Consider the following 18,890-nt stretch of genomic DNA (forward strand, 5'->3'; position numbering starts at 1 on the left):
ATCCCCTCAGGGAGTAACTTTCTCAACGCGTTCGCGCGTTACGACCGCAGGATTTCCCCGACAAACGGCATTGGCGGGCAGCGATTTAAAAACGCTGCTTCGCGCCCCGACGACGGTGCCCGCCCCAATCGTCACGCCGGGTGCGACAAATACATCTGTCGCCAGCCAGCATTTCTCGCCGATCACAATCGGCGTGGCGTTAATATCAAAGTGCGGGCTGGCATAATCATGGCTACCGGTACATAAATAACTTTTTTGCGAGATAACAGCATTGGCACCAATCGTAATCGTGCCCAGCGTATATAACACCGCGTCATCACCCACCCATGCGTAATCACCCAGGGTTAATTTCCACGGATAGGTTATTTTTACTGAAGGTCGAATAACGACGTTTTTTCCTATCTTCGCGCCGAATAAACGTAATAAAAATGCGCGCCAGCGGTACATCACCTGCGGTGATAGTCGAAATAATGTTGACTGTACCGCCCACCATAATTGCACTTTAATTGCACCACCTCCGCGAAAGCCTTTCGGCATCGTGAAGCCTTTTAAATCCTGCATAGTTACCCCTTACATTTTGCCATATAAGGTTTTGGTCTTACCGGTGGTGCGTAAGCGCAAATGCCAGGACAGTTCGGCCCAAAAGCCCGGCATATGTAATATCTGACGCTGGACCTTTTTTGCATCCCGACATAACTCAAGATTATTTGTCGTCGATACGCCGCCCATAGAAAACTCAGAGACCAGTCCGCTTAATTTTTTAAAGGCATAACCAGATTTATATAATTTTGCGGCCAGCGCATAATCAGACGACACGTTAAATTGCAGATCGTAGCGCCAGGTATGCAATCCACTGACCGGAAAAAATATCGCCTGATGACTGGCCGGCAGGCTGTGATAAATATACCAACCAGGCTTGGCACGACGCTTAATTTTGTTTCCATCACCAAAATCCAGCAGCGCATCGCCGATCACCATCGCCTTGTCGCTTTGCGTTTTGAGCTGGCGGATAAATGACGCAGCATCCGCATGCAGAATATCACCGGAGTTCAGAAACAGTGCGAACCGCCCTCGCGCCAGGGCAATGCCTTTGTTCATCGCATCATAAATACCGTTGTCCGGTTCGCTGACAAACCGTAACCGGTGCTCACCGTTGAGATTTTCCAGAAATGCCTGCGTACCGTCCGCAGAACCGCCATCGATCACAATCCATTCAAAGCTGATGTCGCCCGCCTGCGCCAGATGGGCTAGCGATGCGTGGGTTTTGACGATCCCCTGCAGATTACGAAAGGCGACGGTGATAATAGTGAGCAGCATAGGAATTACCTCGCGATATTTAGCGCCTTGCGCATAATAAACGGACAAACAATTAAAAACGCATATTCCGGGCTAAATACTGAACCGGTAAAAAACAGCGACAGCGGCGTAAAAAGATAAAGCTGTACCTGATAATTCGGATTATCGCCAAACGCATTCAACATCATTTTCAGAACCTTTCCCATGTACCACACCGCTAATATCACAGCGAACCATGAGAAATAAATAATCAGCAGATACAAACCATTGTCTATTGTTTTTCCGACATCTGCACCGTTAAAGATTCCGAATGACGCTACATATTCATAAAGTGAGCCAAATCTGACTACGCCATCGATATTGAGTAATGAATAACCGACCATCACCAGCGGCCCCACAATACGGTAATACGATGACGACCCTTCCGTGCCTAAATCACCAAGTCGTGCGGCAATGTAGGGGAAAGCAAATATTACGCCAACCATAAACACGCTAAGTGAGATTATCGCCAGCGGTAACTTCTTTTTTATCGCTTCTTTGTTCAGATACTGAAATGCCCACTCCAGCAGGTAAAATAAAATAAAGGTCATTACCCCTGAAAATGATCCTGATAATATCACCCCTGCCAGAATCATAGCATCGGTCTTAGGCGTTTTGATACCAAACTGTTTGATGCTGAGCCAAATTGAGATTAATGCCAGAGCAAAGAATGCCGGTTCGAAATAAAGCGCGGTAGTTCGTTTACCACCAAACTTAATAAAGTTCAGAACATAACTGTTGCTGTAAATAAGATATTTCGAAATTGCTTCCATTAAACTGCTGCCACCGGTGAGAATAATCTGCGCCATCTCAACCGCAGCCAGCGCCACCACCAGCCCCACCACCAGCCAGAAAAAACGTAAAATCTTACGGTGGTTATGCGGGGAGACGGTTTTAAAGCGAATACTCCAAACCATGCCAATAATGATCACCGTATAGACAAACAGCATGGTGGAGGTCACATATTTGCTGGCATCCAGCGACTGACCAAACAGGTAATTAAAGGCCGTCAGCCCACCGCCAATCCCCAGCGCAATCAGCAGTTTTTTGATATTGATACGCTCAACAAACAGCAACAACAGCAGCGGCAAAAACGTGACCACGGTGACCGGAAAACTTTCCCCCAACTGCACAAGCTTGACGTTGACCAGCAGGTACAGCAGCGGCAGTATCAAATAGCTACAGATTCTGATAGAACGAGACATAGTCCTCCAGCATCTGTTGGCCGCTGTAAGCGCTGCGGCTGCGCTGGCGAAAGGCCGCCAGCGACGTACCAAATACCGCCTGCGCGATCGCCGTTTTATTGCACTGCACCAGCTGCAGGACATCCTCTTCACTGAAGGTTTTTCCCCCCGATTTCGCCAGCACTTCCTGCGCGGCCTCACTGTGCGTGGCAATCACCGGTACGCCGATAGAAAGCGCTTCGCATAAAATCAGCGGGTAGTTATCCACTCGCGAGCTGAACACCAGTCCATCCATCAGGTTAAGCGCACTCATCAGTATGCACTTGTCGGTTTCAAATCCATGATTGACCACGTTCGCGCCGCTAAACGGCGAGAATTTGCCGAAGGTATGCAGCTCTATTTTGTCGCCCAGCGCCATCATCTGTCGCACCAACTGTTGGTTGGTTTTACCGTCATAGCGCAGGTCGTGAGCCACAATGGCGATTTTCGGCCGGCTGTGAGGCTCATCGTTTAGCGGCAAATCACTGAGAATGGCTTCGGTCGCGACATCGATCCCGTTGTTGATAATGGCGCAGCGCCCCGCACCGTACAGGCTGTTAAACGCGTCAGCCACATGCTGACTGGGGGAGATAAACTGACAACCCAGCGCCAGCATGGCGCGAAACATCTGGCGTTTGCCGGGCAGTTGTTGATGCGCTTTATCAACCTTAACCGGCGGATAATTACTCAGCGTCGGGCATTTCCGGCAGCCGGTTTTCCAGCCTTCGCAGCCGTCAGTAAACGCGCAGCGCCCGGTCACGCTCCAGTGATCGTGCAGCGTCCAGACAAAGGTGATGTCCGGTTTATGCGCCTGCACCTTTTGACAAAACGTCACCACCTGTTCCAGATTCAGCCAGTAGCTGTGCAGCACGTGAAAATGCAGCACCAACGGGCCTGCGGTGCGGGTGACTGTACGATACAGATTGTCGAGATTGCCAAACAGGTCGCGGTTAGCGAAGCGAAACAGCGCAATATTCAGCGCCGACGTCAGGCGCGGCGTATGCTTGAACACCTGCGGATAATGAGGGTGGCTGAGGCTTTTCTTACCGCTTTTGCCGTAGCCATAAATGAAGCGCGACGACAGCCCATGCTCCATCGCCCGCAGGTGTAAATCCAGCGCCACCCCTGCCGCGCCGCCCTCTGCCAGTCGGACATTAAATTGCAGGATATTCATTTTACATCCTTTACTCGTGCTTTCTCGCCCACCACCAGCGTATTATCCGGCACGCTGTCCACGACAACGCTGCCAGCGCCAATCGTCACGTTATGACCAATGACGACATCGCCCAGCAAGGTGACATTGGCCCCCAGCTCAACGCCGTTCCCGAGCGTCGGACAGGCCAGATCGTTTGCGCCGAGGTTGCCGATGGTCACGCCATGACGCAGGGTAAAATCGTCCCCGGCCACCACGCGTTTGTTGATGACTACGCCATAGCCATGATGAATAGTAAAACGACGGCCGATAGTCGCAGCCGCCTGGATTTCATAGCCGAAAATACATTCGGTAATCAGGCGATACATCACCAGCACCGGTGCGGCCCACAGGTTATTCAGCACGTTTTTTTTGCGCCAGACAGAGCAAAAATGGGCGACCCGATAGGCCATCACCATGCAGCACGGGCGCAGACTCCAGCTATTGGCGCGGATATCTTCCAGCATACTTAGCGCCCCCGTAGACCGTCGGCCAGGCGTTTACCGTTACGCAGCGACAACAGGGTCAGTAACGTGCGCCAGTTCATGCGTTTGTTGCGGATCTGATACAGCGTAAACAGCTGATATTTTTTGCTGGCGCGGTCAAATTTGCCTTTGTGCTTACGGTAAAACTGGAAGTAACCGGAGAATTTTTTCGGCGATGAGGTAATGCGCATCTCGCCGTGATTCACGTGCAGGATCTGCGTGGCTTCATTGACCTTCCATGGCTCGCCATAGGCCACCACCATGCGCAGAAAAATGTCATAATCCTGTGCCGCTTTCAGCGAGGTATCGAACAGGCAGGCTTTGAACCGCCACGCCCAGCTAAAGACCTGATTGCCAATAATGTTGCGTTTATAGAACCTACGCCGTGAGTACACCGACTTGGGATACAGCGGCAGGCTGGCGGGCTGGGAATAGACTTCGCCTTCACAGATATAATCATTGGCATACAGAAACGCCCGCGTCACCAGCTGATGGCGATCTTTAAGGAACACGCTCAGGCGATTCGGCGTCCACTCATCGTCGTCATCAATACCAGTAATGTACTGCCCGCTGGCCTGCATAATGGCCTGATTGCGCACCGCGCACGCCCCGGAATTAAAGGCATTATGGGTATAGGTGACGCGCGGATCGTTCAGCTCTTCTACATACTGCTTTAATTGTTCATACGCAGAGGAGCAGTCATCCACGATGATCATCTCCCAGTGCGGATAATCCTGACGCAGGACCGATTTAATCGCCCGGATCGCCAGTTGCTGACGATTCCAGGTCGGCATATAAATTGAAATGAGCGGGTTGTCTGTGGTCATTTTCATTCCCAGGGTATAAATAGATTTCTGTAGGCCGGATAAGGCGTTTACGCCGCATCCGGCAGGGTTGGTTATTTATTTCGCATCCGACGTGTATGCATATTCGTAGTAGCCGTAATCCTGATACCCACTTGCGCGTCGGAAGATGGAGTTGAGGATCACGCCCTTAACCTGAATCCCGTTTTGCTCAAAGCGGCTCAGGCTGGTTTCCACCTCTTTCAGGGTGTTGACGGCATAACGAGCGACCATCAGCGTGGTGCCAACATGACGGCCAACAATGGCCGCGTCGGTCACCGCCAGAATCGGCGGGGTATCAATCAGTACCAGGTCATAGCGCGCACTGGCCCAGGCAATCAGCTCGCCAAAACGCTCGCTCATCAGCAGTTCAGAAGGGTTGGGTGGCACCTGACCGCGCGGGACCAGATCGAAATGAGGAATAGACGTCGGTTTGGCGCAAGTGGCCATATCGCCCTTACCCACAAGGATGTCGGACAGACCGTTGACGTTATTGGTGCCCAGCAACTCATGCGTGTACCCTTTGCGCATATCGCAGTCGATCAGCAGCACGCGTTTATTGGTCTGGCTGATCACCGCCGCCAGGTTGGCACAGACAAAGGTTTTGCCAATTGATGGGCTGACGCCAGTGAGCATCAGCACATTATTGCGCGCCTGCATCATGGCGAAGTGCAGGCTGGTGCGCAGGCTGCGCACCGCTTCTATCGCCAGATCCGTGGGGTTCCCCACCGCGAGTAATTGGCTTTGCTTGTATCGTTTGATGCCTTTAATGGTCTGCACGTTATCACGCGCTTTTTGCCATTCCGACAGCGGAATACTGGCATATACGTTGATTCCCTGTTCTTCCAGCGCCTGCGGGCTTTCGATTCCGCGGTTGAACAGCGAACGCAGCAGCACGCCGACCACCGACAGCATCAGGCCTAGCAGAATACTGCCGAGAATAATCAGCGCAGTTTTCGGCTTCAGCACGCCGGGCTGAGCAATGGCCGGGTCGACAATACGCACATCCCCTACCGTGCTGGCTTCGGTTATCTTCAGCTCCTGCTGCTTGTTCAGCAACTGCATATAGACCTGCTGACCGGACTCCACATCGCGGGTCAAACGGACAATTTCCTGCTGCGTTTTTGGCATCGCCGTAACCCGGCCGTTCAGTTTGCCTTTCTCATCTTCCAGCGCCTGACGTTTTTCCAGCAGCGTGCGGTAAGCCGGATGCGCTTTGGTGAACAGCTTGGAGATTTCCGCCTCCTTGAACGTCAGTTCATTCAACTGGGCGTCAATGTTAACCATCGAATCCAGCACCGCTTTGGCTTCCAGCGGTAAATCGACCGAATCTTTATCCTGACGAAAGGCGTTCAGTTTATTTTCGGCAACGTCCAGACGGTTACGCACCTCCGGCAACTGCCTGGCCAAAAATGCCAGGCTTTTGGCGGCCTCTTCGGATTTGCGCACTATATTTTGTTCAAGGTAGTTACGGGTGATGCTGTCGAGGATCTGGCGGATCTGCTCGCGGTCCTCGCCGGTGAACGTCAGGCTCAAAACGCCGGTGTCTTTGCCGGTTTCCGTCACGCTGAGGTTATTTTGCAGGGCGTTTATCATGCCCAGCGTGGAATATTTGCTGACAGTAAAGGCGCTGCCAGCAGCAGCATGAATAGCGTTGACCTGCATCGTGACGCCGCCGTGGTTTAACGGCTTTCCAACCTGACCCTGGGCGCTAAAACCGCCGTCACTGACCAGCTGATAACTTTTATCATTCAGTACCTTAAGGGTGAACGTGTATTCATTCATTGCCTTTGGTAAGGCGAACGTCGTCACGTTAACCGTTTCGTTCTGGCGGCCCATCAGCCGGTCCCAACCTGCCCCAAACAGCGGGAACGTCTCCTTGGTGACGGCGATATCCAGATCCAGATCGTCCACCGTTTTCCCCAATACCAGCCGCGACTTAATCAGCTGAATTTCGGCTTCCGAGGCGGGTGGTTTATTCGATAACGCCGAGCCGATATCCTGCACCAGTGAATTGCCGGTGTTTTGCTCAATCTGCACCAGCGCATCGGCACTGTAGATAGGCGTGGCAAACAGCGTGTAAATGGCCGCGCACAGCGTAAAGGCCGCGGTAATACCCAGCACCCACCAGCGCGCTTCCAGCACCGTCCCGACCAGGCGACCGATATCAATTTCATCATTGCCGGTTGCTGACGCAGCAGACTGTTTTACGTTCTCTGTCATTGTTTTCCCTGCTCCGCGTTCAGTGCCTGAGCCCATTGGCGGGCAGACTGTTCAAGTAAGGCGTACACCGCGTCAAACGCATCCTGGCTTTTACGGTAAGGGTCAGGTATTTCGCGCTCACTGTCCCAGTGACCAAATAGCATCACCTTGCCGCGCATCTCCGGTGCCATATCACACAGCGCGGTAATGTGACGCTTCTCCATGGTGAGGATCAGGTCGTAATCCCGGCACATTTTTCCTGAGATTTGCCGCGCACAATGATTCTCCAGCGACAGGTTATGTGCCTGCGCCACGCTCACCGCACACGGGTCGGCTCCCTTGCCCACCAGCGCCCCGAGACCTGCAGAGGCGACCGTCAACGCCGGATGAAACTGCCTTAACAGGCGCTCTGCCGTTGGGGAACGGCAAATGTTCCCCACGCAGACAACTAAGATTTTGTTAAACATGTCGATTACCAGTTGTGAAGGTCGCTGGCCGTATCCGTCATATAACGAACACCGCTAATGGTCGGCAGCAACTGATTGATCAAACGGTTCCAGCGGGCGACCGGTGCGGTAGTGACATACACCACGTCGTAAGGCTGAAGGCGGAATTCCGTCGCCATCACCAGAGAGGTGGCATCGGACATATCGAGCTGATAAATATTGGCAATCTTGCCGTTGCGTGCGCCCTCGCCTTTCAATGGTCGAATGACGAAGATGCCGCTGGCATTGGAGGTGGTCAGGTCGATCCCTTCCGCATTGCCCAACGCTTCGGTTAGCGTCATACCGCTGAAGTCCATTTTGAGGGTGCTCTGTTTCTTCACTTCCCCCATTACGAAGACTTTCAGATCGTCGTTGCGTGGAACAAACAGGATGTCGCCTGGGTAAAGCAGTCGGTTCTGGCTGAGATCGCCATTTTGCATCAGTGCCTGCAGGGAAATTCGCTGCTCCTGACCGTTATGGGTCAGCACGACGTTACGCCAGTCCGCCGCCTCGGTCAGGCCGCCAGCGGCATTAATGGCGTCGAGAATGGTTAACGGTACGTTGGTAATGGCCTGCTGGCCGGATTTGTTCACCTGCCCGGAGACGTAAGCCTTCTGCGAGCGGAAAGCGGCGATATTAACGTCCACCTGCGGGTCAGCAATGTACTTCGCTAAGCGCCCGGTAATATCACTGCGGATTTCTGCCAACGTTTTCCCGGACACGTTGACTTTGCCAATGTAGGGATAAAACATGGTGCCATCGGGCTGAACCCAGTTGCCGGCATCGCTGGAGCTGCGGTATTGCCCCGCTGGCGTGGTCAGTTCCGGATGGTCCCAGACGGTCACATTCAGGACGTCGCCCGGGCCAACGCGATACTGGTATCCGGAAATCTCCTGGTCCAGCGACATATTGGGTTGAGCGACATTCGGCCGTGGGCGTAATTGTTCTACCAGTCGGGGCGTCAGTGGATAAACATTCACCATACGGTCAAGATCGAAATCAGCGTCCTGCTGTTTAATCACGTCTTTACCCATCGTCGACATATTGCTGCCCGGTAGTACGGTACAACCGTTTATCAGGATCACCGACACCAGGACGGGTATCAATTTAATTTTGGATTTCATCATTGATTATTTATCACTTTGGCAGAGTCATTATCACGTGCTTTCTAAATGGCAGTTTCACCTGTTCACATTTACCTTGCCGTTAATTGAAACGAAATTTAACTGGCATCAATCCTAAAAATATTGAATTCATCTGCGGTCTGTTGACACAATAATTCAGGCAGGGTTTCAGGCGACCAGACACGCTACCGCCCCTGGCTTTGTTAGCTACCAATGCACTGATTAATTTAAATTTTTACCTTCCCCTTTATTTTCGCCATACCCTTCTCCGCGTCACATCAGGAAATGCAGCACGGAGCAAGGAAGAAATAGGCCTCTTGTTATATACGGAAAGAATTGTTGCAGCTAAAGGAATAGCAGGCAAGATAACAACGCCGCTACCTCTTGCTTTTAAGATTAATATTAAGAATGAAATTTGAATATTTTTAGGATTTTATTGATATTGACAGTGCTAATATAAAAAACAGACCACCTGCGATATTTCTTAAATATAAGTCGCGTTAAAGAATTATTTCCTGCAGCAACATTATGGCTATTTCCCCGGTGCCCGCCTGATATCAATAACAGAGAAATCCGTTTCCGGCATTGCATTTTTCGCTGGCTTTATCCATGATCGAATTGTGACAATTGTCATACAACTATGGGTATCATTTTTACTATGGAATGGATTGCCGATCCGTCAATCTGGGCCGGACTCGTCACGCTAATCGTGATCGAACTTGTTCTTGGCATTGATAATCTTGTTTTTATTGCCATCCTCGCGGAGAAATTACCTCCAGCCCAGCGGGACAAGGCGCGTATTACCGGGCTCCTGCTGGCGATGGTGATGCGTCTGCTGCTGCTGGCCTCAATCTCCTGGCTGGTCACGCTGACCACCCCACTGTTTAGCATTCGGGATCTGAGCTTTAGCGCACGAGACCTGATCATGCTCTTCGGGGGCTTCTTCCTGCTGTTCAAAGCCACAATGGAGCTCAATGAGCGGCTGGAGGGGAAAGACAGCGATAACCCCACCCAGCGTAAAGGTGCGAAGTTTTGGGGCGTGGTCGCACAAATCGTGGTGCTGGATGCCATCTTCTCGCTCGACTCGGTGATCACCGCCGTCGGGATGGTCGATCATCTGGCCGTGATGATGGCCGCCGTCATTATTGCCATTAGCCTGATGGTGCTGGCCAGCAAGTCGTTGACCCGCTTTGTCAACAGCCACCCTACCATCGTTATTCTGTGTCTTAGCTTCCTGCTGATGATCGGCTTCAGCCTGGTCGCCGAAGGGTTTGGTTTCCGCATTCCAAAAGGCTACCTGTACGCGGCTATCGGCTTCTCGGTCATGATTGAGGCATTAAATCAGCTGGCCATCTTCAACCGCCGCCGTTTTCTGTCAGCCAATCATACCCTGCGCCAGCGTACCGCTGAGGCGGTGATGCGTCTGCTGAGTGGACAAAAAGAAGATGCCGAACTGGATGCTGAAACAGCAGCCATGCTGGCTGATCATCATGACGGTCAGATTTTTGCCCCGCAGGAGCGCCGGATGATTGAACGTGTGCTGAATCTGAATCAGCGCACCGTCAGCAGCATTATGACCTCGCGCCATGATATTGAGCATATCGACCTTAACGCACCCGAAGCGGAGATCCGCGCCCTGCTGGAGAAAAACCAGCACACGCGTCTGGTGGTCACCGGAGAAGATGAGCAGGAAGAACTGCTCGGCGTGGTGCACGTCATCGACCTGCTGCAACAGTCGCTGCGCGGCGAACCGCTCGATCTACGCGCCTTGATCCGCCAACCGCTGGTATTCCCGGAGACCCTGCCGCTACTGCCGGCGCTGGAGCAGTTCCGTAATGCCCGAACCCACTTTGCGTTTGTGGCGGATGAGTTTGGTTCCGTAGAGGGACTTGTGACGCTGAGCGACGTGATGGAAACCATCGCCGGAAACCTGCCGAATGAAGTGGAAGAGATCGACGCCCGCCACGACATTCAGAAAAATGCTGACGGTTCATGGACGGCTAACGGGCATATGCCGCTGGAAGATCTGGTGCAATACGTCCCGATTCCCCTCGATGAGAAACGGGAATATCACACCATTGCCGGGCTGTTGATGGAATATTTGCAGCGTATACCGAAAACCGGGGAAGAAGTGCAGGTGGGCGACTATCGACTGAAAACGTTGCAGGTGGAAAACCACCGGGTGCAAAAGGTCCAGTTAATCCCGCTGCACAATAATGACGAAGAGATGGATTACGAAGTGTAGGTAACGTGCCGGATGAGGCGCAATCGCGCCGTCATCCGGCATTATCCGTCAGAGTTTATCCAGCAGTTTTTTCACATCTTTGCCGCTACGGGACTCTTTGTTGCGATCGGCCCAGTCGTTCAGCCGACGTTTCGCTTCATCCTGTACATGCTTACGCAGCAGCTGGTCCACCTGCAGGTTATAGTTCAACGCCTGCCATGGCCCATAAATACGCAGCGGAACCGGCGTGGCTTTCAGGAAGTCAATCAGCTTGCTTTCCCCATCCCAGCCGCCCAACACACGCACGTTAAACTGCGTGTCACACGTCTGCTCAACCAGATCCAGCGTCCCTTTACCGGAAAGCGCTAACATGGAAGACAGCCCTTCCATCTCATCCAACGACACCTTGCCGTTATCCAGCGACAGCTCGGTGACAAAACGATCCAGTCGGGTCACGTTGTCCAGACTCTGCTGAGACTTCACGTCGCCGCCGCTGCGCTCAACGGCCTGCTGTACCAGCTGCTGGAAGTTCATCCCTTCCATGCGGGTGTCGCTCATATCAACGTGGGCCTGCCCTTGCCAGCTGTGACGGAACGCCTGCGCGTCAATATCAGAACCGGAAAAATCGCCCGCCAGCGACAGCTTGCCGGTAAGCGCAATCGGATAGTTAAAGGCTTTCAGGATGGTACCGATTTCGACGTTTTCCAGACGCGGATGAAAGAGCGCGTGAGGCTGCGCCTTTCTGGCATCCAGCTTGCCGGGCAGTGAAATCAGCCCACCCTCACTCGTCCCCTGCAATTCAGTGATACTCAGCAAGCCTGACTGATTCGCCATTTTGGCTGAAACGTTATCAAAGGCCATGTTACGCCACAGGACTTTGTCTGCCTGTAGCGCAATGTCAGCGGCAAAGCCCCTGAGCCCCTGATACGACACGGCATCGACCTGGGAGGCAATCACCGGTCGCGCGAGCGTTGACTGGCTTTGCCCCTGTTGCACCTCGACGTTCGTTGCCGCCGCGGCGTCACGTTGCACCAGCAGGTTATCCAGATTGAGTAGGCCAAAGCGCAGATCGACGCCCCAGTCCGGTTTATCAGACAGCGAGACACGGGCTTGCCCGGCCAGCGTGCTATCGTTGGCCGTCAACGCAATCTGGTTAAACGCGAGCTGTTTATTCTCTTCCTGCCACTGAACCTGCAGCTTACCCTGCCCCTGGATCCCCTGCGGCGGCAAATCGGCGCCCTGTAACTGCCAACTGAGCTTCTCGATATTGGCCGCCAGGTTATGCGGGTAGTCAGACGCATCAACGCTACCGTTAAAGGCTAACGCCAGATCGCGCTGATCGCGGTTTACGCGACCAGAGAAGTCAAAGGTTCCGCGGTGCTGAGCGTCCTGTTCCATTTCCAGGCGAATGTCGCGAACCGTAATCTGTTCATCGTCTTCATGCTGGAACACCAGCACGCTGTCAGCAACGCGCAGGCGCGCAATGTCAAACGACCATCCGCGATCTTCAGCAACATCCGGCAACGTATTGTCTTTCGGGGCAATGGGCGAATCTTCGCCACGCACCGCTTCAGTCTGCGGCGTCAGCTGAATAACGGCGCCTTTGAGCATCACCTGCTTCACGCTGAGCTGGTGGCTCAACAGCGGCCATAACGCGACGTCCAGACGCATATTGTCGGCACGCACCAGCGGTTCGCTGGCCCCTTCAGCCGTTAACACCATGCGTCCGGTGAGGATGCTAAGTTGGGGCCAGACGTGCCAGCGCAGGGGGCCGTCCAGTTGCAATTGATATCCGCTGCGGGCAGCAACCTGCTTCACCATGTACGCGCGAAAATCATTTGGATTCACCAACATTACTAACGCAGAGAAACCGGCCACCAGCACGACCAGGAGAATCATCAGCGTCGTCAGAAATCGTCTCATGCTATCCCCAAAGGGCTGAAAAAAATCAGTCTTTATCAATCCGGCTGGCTACTGCGCCCTGCTGGTCGCGATACTTCGCATCCTGACGGCGATTGTAGGGACGCGCAGCCGGACCGGAGAGCGGTTCAAAACTCAGCGCACCAATCGGCATACCCGGGCGCAAGGCCAGCGGTAATTTTCCGGAGTTATAAAATTCCAGCACAATGCACCCTGACCAGCCCGGATCGATGCGATGCGCGGTCACGTGAACCATCAGGCCCAGACGCGCCAGCGACGAACGTCCGTCTAACCAGCCAACCAAATCTGCCGGAAGCGTCACGGATTCAAAGGTTACGGCCAGCGCTAACTCGCCGGGATGCAGGAAAAATGCTTCGCCTTCGGCAAGGACAATCTCATCACTCATCACGCGATCCAGCGCGGCGCTAACTTCATCCTTAGGCCCGCTCAAATCGATATACGCTGCCGTATGACCGCGGAACGTACGGAATTTATTACCAAGACGCACATCTACCGTTGCGCCATTAATACGCTCGACAGGAGGACGTGGATTGATCGACAGACGACCTGCATCCAACCAGGCTTCAATATCTCGGTCACATAAACGCATGGCACTTTCTCCTTTCGTGCTTCAACCCCTTAACGCCAGGTGCGTTAAGGGTGAACCAGGTTATTACTGAACGGTACACAATTCGCTGAACTTATTCAAAGAACTGACTGATTTTCGCCTTCAGAATATCGATGGCAATGCGGTTTTTACCCCCGCGCGGCACGATGATATCGGCGTATTGTTTTGAGGGTTCAATAAATTGCAGGAACATTGGACGCACAGTTTTCTGGTATTGCGCCATCACCGAATCCATCGAGCGGCCGCGCTCGTTGACGTCCCGCTTGATACGGCGCATCAGACAAATGTCGAGCGGGGTATCTACAAAAATAGAAAAATTCATCTCGTCACGCAAACGTGCATCCGTCAGCAGCAAAATGCCTTCGAGGATAATCACTTTCTTGGGTTCAATATGAATGGTCTCTTGCGTACGCGTGTGTTCAACATAGCTGTAGACGGGTAATTCAATCGCCGAGCCGCGTTTCAGCGTTTGCAGATGCTGGAACAGCAGGCTGTGATCCATTGCGTTCGGATGGTCGTAGTTCGTTTTTACACGTTCTTCCATCGACAGATGGCTTTGATCTTTGTAATAACTGTCTTCGGGAATAACGCCAATATGTTCGTCACCCACTTGTTCACGCAATTCGCGATAGAGAGTACTGGCAATAAGACTCTTGCCGGAAGCCGATGCGCCGGCAATGCCGATAATGACGCACTGATGAGACTGATCAGTCATAAATTTAGCGACCTGATTAACCTGGATGTTAGGAAGGGGGCGTCGAAACGCCAAACGCGGCAATTATAGGGATTTCAGCGACGCGACGCCAGCCCAGGCTGCACCAATGCAATCCCTGTCGCAAATTAAAATGGTCAGTTTTAAAGCAGGCACATAATTTATTCACCCACCTTAGGAATTAATAGCTTGAGAGTGTTATTTTATGAGCAGCTGGCGTATAAATTGTAAAATGTTTGTACTAGCATAATCACAGATTAAACATGATGCGTCCGGCATCTTCGCCACGGCGACATCGGCTATTCGGGTAAAGCGGTAATGAGTAAACCATCCCAACATGTTTTAGTTACCTTACCGCATCCTCTACTGCGCCTGGCCAGTTTAGGTCTGGTGGCGTTCATCTTTACGTTGTTCTCGCTGGAGCTGTCCCGTTACGGCACGCAGCTGGCACCACTGTGGTTCCCGACCTCAATTATGATGGTGGCTTTTTACCGTCATGCAGGAAAGATGTGGCCGGGGATCGCGCTGGCATGCTCCCTGGGCAGCATCGGTGCCTCTTTGTTATTCTTCCCGACCGACACGCTGAATTTCACCTACACTGCCATCAATATTATTGAGGCCGTTGCGGGCGCCATGTTATTGCGCAGGCTGTTGCCCTGGTACAATCCCTTACAAAATCTTAACGACTGGGCGCGTCTGGCATTCGGTAGTGCCGTGGTCCCGCCGCTGCTGGGCGGTTTTTTGATGTGGCTGCTGCTTCCAGGTGAAACGTCGTTAAATACGTTTCTAATTTGGGTGCTTTCAGAATCCATCGGCGCGCTCGCGCTGGTACCGTTAGGTTTGCTGTTTAAGCCGCACTATCTGCTGCGTCACCGCGATCCCCGTTTATTGCTGGAAACGCTCATCACCCTACTGGTAACTTTAGCGTTCAGCTGGCTGTCGATGATGTATCTTCCATGGCCGTTTACCTGCGTGATCGTTTTGCTGATGTGGAGTGCCGTGCGTCTGCCGCGCATGGAAGCGTTTCTGATTTTCCTCAGCACCGTAATGATGGTCTCGCTAATGCTGGCCGCCGACCCTTCACTGCTCTCCACCTCGAAAACGTTTGTCATGTCCAGCATGCCGTGGCTGCCGTTTTTGATGATTCTGTTACCGGCAAACATGATGACCATGGTCATGTACGCGTTTCGTGCCGAACGTAAACACATTTCAGAGAGCGAAACGCGTTTTCGCAACGCCATGGAATACTCCGCTATCGGCATGGCGCTGGTGGGCACCGAGGGGCAATGGCTACAGGCCAATAAAGCCTTGTGTCATTTTCTGGGTTACAGCCAGGAAGAGCTGCGCTCGCTGACCTTCCAGCAGTTAACCTGGCCGGAAGATCTGAATAACGACCTTGAGCAGTTGCAAATGCTGTCGCGCGGTGAAATCAATAGTTATTCAATGGAAAAACGCTATTACACCCGTGCAGGCGAGGTGGTCTGGGCACTGCTGGCCGTTTCACTGGTACGTCATAGCGATAACACCCCGCTCTACTTTATTGCCCAGGTTGAGGACATTAACGACCTGAAACACACGGAGTGGATCAATAAGCGGTTAATGGAACGTATTACGCTGGCGAATGAAGCAGGCGGCATTGGCATCTGGGAATGGGAATTGCAGCCTGACGTAATCAGCTGGGATAAGCGCATGTTCGATCTTTATGAGGTTCCCGCACATATCAAACCCAGCTGGCAAGTCTGGTATGACTGCATGGTCCCGGAAGATCGCGAGCATGCCGAAAGCGTGATTCGCGATTCACTGGCGGCACGTGTTCCTTTCAAACTTGAATTCCGTATTGCGGTCAAAGACGGTATTCGGCATATCCGCTCGCTGGCTAACCGGGTGCTGAATAAAGACGGCGAAGTGGAACGTTTGCTCGGCATCAATCTCGACATGACCGAAGTGAAGCAACTCAACGAGGCGCTGTATCAGGAAAAAGAACGTTTGCATATTACGCTGGATTCCATCGGTGAAGCGGTGATTTGTATCGACGTCGACCTGAACGTTACCTTTATGAATCCGGTGGCCGAGAAAATGAGCGGCTGGTCGCAGGAGAGCGCGTTGGGGATCCCGTTGCTCACGGTATTGCGCATCACCTTCGGTGATAACGGTCCGCTAATGGAAAATATCTACAGCGCCGACATATCGCGCACGGCCATTGAGCAGGAGGTAGTCCTGCATTGCCGTAACGGCACCAGTTACGATATTCAGTACAGTATCACGCCACTCAGCACCCTCGACGGCGGTAGCATTGGCTCCGTGTTGGTGATTCAGGATGTCACCGAATCACGCAAGATGTTGCGTCAACTCAGTTACAGCGCATCGCATGATGACCTTACGCATCTGGCCAACCGGGTCAGCTTCGAAAACCATCTGAAACAATTGCTGCATACGGTACACAACTCCCATCAGCGTCACGCGCTAGTCTTTATCGATCTGGATCGTTTTAAAGCCGTCAACGATAGCGCCGGCCATGCGGCGGGCGATGCCTTGCTGCGTGAACTATCCTCCCTGATGCTCAGCATGCTGCGCACCAGCGATGTACTGGCTCGTCTTGGCGGCGATGAGTTCGGCCTGCTGCTGCCAGATTGTAATATCGAAAGTTCCCGGTTTATCGCGGGTCGCGTCATTAGCGCCATCAATGATTACCACTTTACATGGGAAGGCCGCTTACACCGTATTGGCGCCAGCGCCGGGATCACGCTGATCGATGACAAAAATCATGTCGCCACCGAGGTGATGTCCCAGGCGGATATCGCCTGCTACGCGGCCAAAAATAGCGGGCGTGGACGGGTATGTGTCTATGAATCCCAGCAGAGTCAGATGCATGCGGCGCGAGGAATACCTTCGCCCGAGGAACAGCGCAATATCATTACCCACAACCCAATGTTGATGATCGCCCACGGCGTCGCATCTCCGCGTATTCCTGAGAGCTTTAGCTTCTGGCTGGTGTCGCTGCGTTTATGGAGCAGCGAAGGCGACATCATTGAGGAGCAGGCTTTCCGCGCCGGTCTGGTCGATCCTGCACTGAATCATGCCCTCGACCGTCGGGTCTTTACTGAATTTTTCCAGCATTCTGCCTCCGGTGTTGCCGGTAAAGGGCTTAGCGTTGCCCTGCCCCTTTCCGCCGCCGGGTTGCTCAATCCCGTGCTGGTTGATGAACTGCTGGCATTGATGGAAAACAGTCCGCTTCCGCCTCGTTTATTGCATCTGAGCGTACCGGGAGAAGTGATGAAAACGCATCCAGCGCAGGCCATGCCCGCCATGCAACGATTACGCCAGGCGGGTTGTCGCATCATTTTAAGCCAGGTGGGTCGCGATTTAGAGGTCTTTGACAATCTCAAGTATCACGTCGCCGATTACCTGTTACTTGACAGCGAACTGAGCGCCAGCGCGCACGGCAATCTGACGGATGAAATGTGGGTTTCCATTATTCAGAGCCACGCACAACGCCTGGATATCAAAACTATTGCCGGACCGGTAAACATGCCGCTGATTATGGATGCCCTGTCTGGCATCGGTATTGATATGATTTTTGGCGATATTATTGCCGACGCCCAACCGCTGGAGTTGCTACTCAACACCAGCAATTTCGCCATCAACTGATGGTTGCCAGCCTTCCGTATACCAGATATGCAGTAGCGCGTAGGAACGCCAGGGCTTCCAGCGCTCTGCGTAGCGCCGGATTTGCGCCGGCGTCATGCCTGGAAAACGCTGTTTAATCAAGTAATCATCGGGAAGAAAAATGTCCTTCGCCTGCCACCCGCGCAGCGCGAAGTAATTGGCCGTCCAGCGCCCAATGCCTGGAAACGTTTGTAACTGCTTCACCCCCTGCTCGATATCAGGCGGGGCAACAGGCTTAAGCATGCCATCCAGCGCCGCCCGGGCAAGGTGAATCAGCGCTTCCGCACGTTTAAGCGGCATGCCCAGTGCTTTCAGCTCCAGCGGTTGTGCGGCGGCCAGCGCCTCAGGGGTAGGAAAGCACACGTAATCTGGCGCGTCGGCAAGCCTATCACCGTACAAATGCGCCACCTTCGCCGTCAGTTTTGCTGCCATCGCCACGCTGACCAACTGGCCTAAAATCGCGCGAACGCCCTGCTCGAACGCATCAACCGATCCCGGTAGACGCAATCCAGGGCGTGCCGCCCCCAGGCTCCCCAACGCACTGGCAATGTGCTGCGGACAGCAGTTCAGATCGAACAACTGCGCCATTTTTGCCAGGCACTCTCGGGCAACGGGCTGTAGTCCCGGGCTTAACATTACCTGCAGCTCGTTGGCCTCCAGATCCGGGACAACGCTCACCACCCCACGATGCTGGCCTATCGCCAGGCTTCTTTCATACTTCAATATGCCTACGGTTTCTACCCCATCCACGGCACGGTCAGCGAGAAACCCCAGCATCCAGGGCCAGTCATAGGGCGATTGCCAGCTCAGAGTAAACATATACACGTCCTTTTTTTGCCAGACTACAGCATA

The 18,890-nt window shown here is 53.1% G+C and carries 15 protein-coding genes; 2 read left to right on the forward strand and 13 right to left on the reverse strand.

The annotated features are described in order from the left end of the window. Positions 1–6 precede the first annotated feature (6 nt). The 9 genes from wcaF to QNN86_RS01370 form a co-directional block, all read right to left on the reverse strand. On the reverse strand, positions 7–561 hold the full coding sequence (wcaF, locus tag QNN86_RS01330; protein ID WP_096756587.1) for a colanic acid biosynthesis acetyltransferase WcaF: 555 nt from the start codon (positions 559–561) through the stop codon (positions 7–9). Positions 562–570: 9 nt separating this feature from the next. Beyond that, complete coding sequence (wcaE, locus tag QNN86_RS01335) at positions 571–1,317, reverse strand: colanic acid biosynthesis glycosyltransferase WcaE (protein WP_182269619.1); 747 nt, start codon at positions 1,315–1,317, stop codon at positions 571–573. Positions 1,318–1,322: 5 nt separating this feature from the next. Then, a complete protein-coding gene (gene wcaD / locus QNN86_RS01340) occupies positions 1,323–2,540 on the reverse strand; it encodes a colanic acid polymerase WcaD (protein ID WP_182269618.1) in 1,218 nt (405 codons plus the stop codon). Then, positions 2,515–3,732 (reverse strand): colanic acid biosynthesis glycosyltransferase WcaC, encoded by a 1,218-nt coding sequence (wcaC, locus tag QNN86_RS01345; protein ID WP_181617268.1) that lies wholly within the window; start codon positions 3,730–3,732, stop codon positions 2,515–2,517. Before wcaC ends, wcaD begins: the two co-directional genes overlap by 26 nt. Next, complete coding sequence (gene wcaB / locus QNN86_RS01350; protein ID WP_181617269.1) at positions 3,729–4,217, reverse strand: colanic acid biosynthesis acetyltransferase WcaB; 489 nt, start codon at positions 4,215–4,217, stop codon at positions 3,729–3,731. Before wcaB ends, wcaC begins: the two co-directional genes overlap by 4 nt. Positions 4,218–4,219: 2 nt before the next feature. Further along, complete coding sequence (gene wcaA / locus QNN86_RS01355) at positions 4,220–5,062, reverse strand: colanic acid biosynthesis glycosyltransferase WcaA (RefSeq protein WP_181617270.1); 843 nt, start codon at positions 5,060–5,062, stop codon at positions 4,220–4,222. A gap of 75 nt (positions 5,063–5,137) precedes the next feature. Continuing rightward, a complete protein-coding gene (gene wzc, locus QNN86_RS01360; protein WP_181617271.1) occupies positions 5,138–7,300 on the reverse strand; it encodes a tyrosine-protein kinase Wzc in 2,163 nt (720 codons plus the stop codon). After that, positions 7,297–7,746, reverse strand: a complete 450-nt coding sequence (gene wzb / locus QNN86_RS01365) for a low molecular weight protein-tyrosine-phosphatase Wzb (RefSeq protein WP_096756580.1) — start codon at positions 7,744–7,746, stop codon at positions 7,297–7,299. Before wzb ends, wzc begins: the two co-directional genes overlap by 4 nt. A 5-nt stretch (positions 7,747–7,751) precedes the next feature. Further along, a complete protein-coding gene (locus QNN86_RS01370; protein ID WP_181617272.1) occupies positions 7,752–8,891 on the reverse strand; it encodes a polysaccharide export protein in 1,140 nt (379 codons plus the stop codon). A gap of 655 nt (positions 8,892–9,546) precedes the next feature. Here QNN86_RS01370 and QNN86_RS01375 point away from each other — a divergent pair. After that, positions 9,547–11,133 carry a TerC family protein gene (locus QNN86_RS01375; RefSeq protein ID WP_181617273.1) on the forward strand — a complete coding sequence of 529 codons (1,587 nt, stop codon included), beginning with the start codon at positions 9,547–9,549 and terminating at the stop codon, positions 11,131–11,133. 48 nt (positions 11,134–11,181) lie between these two features. Here the strand turns inward: QNN86_RS01375 and asmA are convergent, their stop codons facing one another. The 3 genes from asmA to udk all read right to left on the reverse strand — a co-directional run bounded on the left by asmA (position 11,182) and on the right by udk (position 14,375). Beyond that, positions 11,182–13,035, reverse strand: a complete 1,854-nt coding sequence (asmA, locus tag QNN86_RS01380) for an outer membrane assembly protein AsmA (protein WP_181617274.1) — start codon at positions 13,033–13,035, stop codon at positions 11,182–11,184. 25 nt (positions 13,036–13,060) lie between these two features. Next, entirely contained in the window at positions 13,061–13,642 is a 582-nt protein-coding gene (gene dcd / locus QNN86_RS01385; RefSeq protein WP_096756576.1) for a dCTP deaminase, read from the reverse strand. Positions 13,643–13,733: 91 nt separating this feature from the next. Next, entirely contained in the window at positions 13,734–14,375 is a 642-nt protein-coding gene (udk, locus tag QNN86_RS01390; RefSeq protein WP_005128328.1) for a uridine kinase, read from the reverse strand. A 315-nt stretch (positions 14,376–14,690) separates the two neighbouring features. On the opposite strand from udk, the gene QNN86_RS01395 reads away from it, so the two are divergent. Further along, positions 14,691–18,020, forward strand: a complete 3,330-nt coding sequence (locus QNN86_RS01395; RefSeq protein ID WP_414210524.1) for a diguanylate cyclase — start codon at positions 14,691–14,693, stop codon at positions 18,018–18,020. Here the strand turns inward: QNN86_RS01395 and alkA are convergent. Then, positions 17,988–18,857, reverse strand: coding sequence for a DNA-3-methyladenine glycosylase 2 (gene alkA, locus QNN86_RS01400; protein ID WP_181617276.1), 870 nt, complete (start codon positions 18,855–18,857; stop codon positions 17,988–17,990). The genes QNN86_RS01395 and alkA overlap by 33 nt on opposite strands. Positions 18,858–18,890 lie beyond the last annotated feature (33 nt).

Origin of the sequence: Citrobacter sp. C348 (assembly GCF_047467975.1) — a bacterium.
Taxonomy (GTDB): domain Bacteria; phylum Pseudomonadota; class Gammaproteobacteria; order Enterobacterales; family Enterobacteriaceae; genus Citrobacter; species Citrobacter gillenii.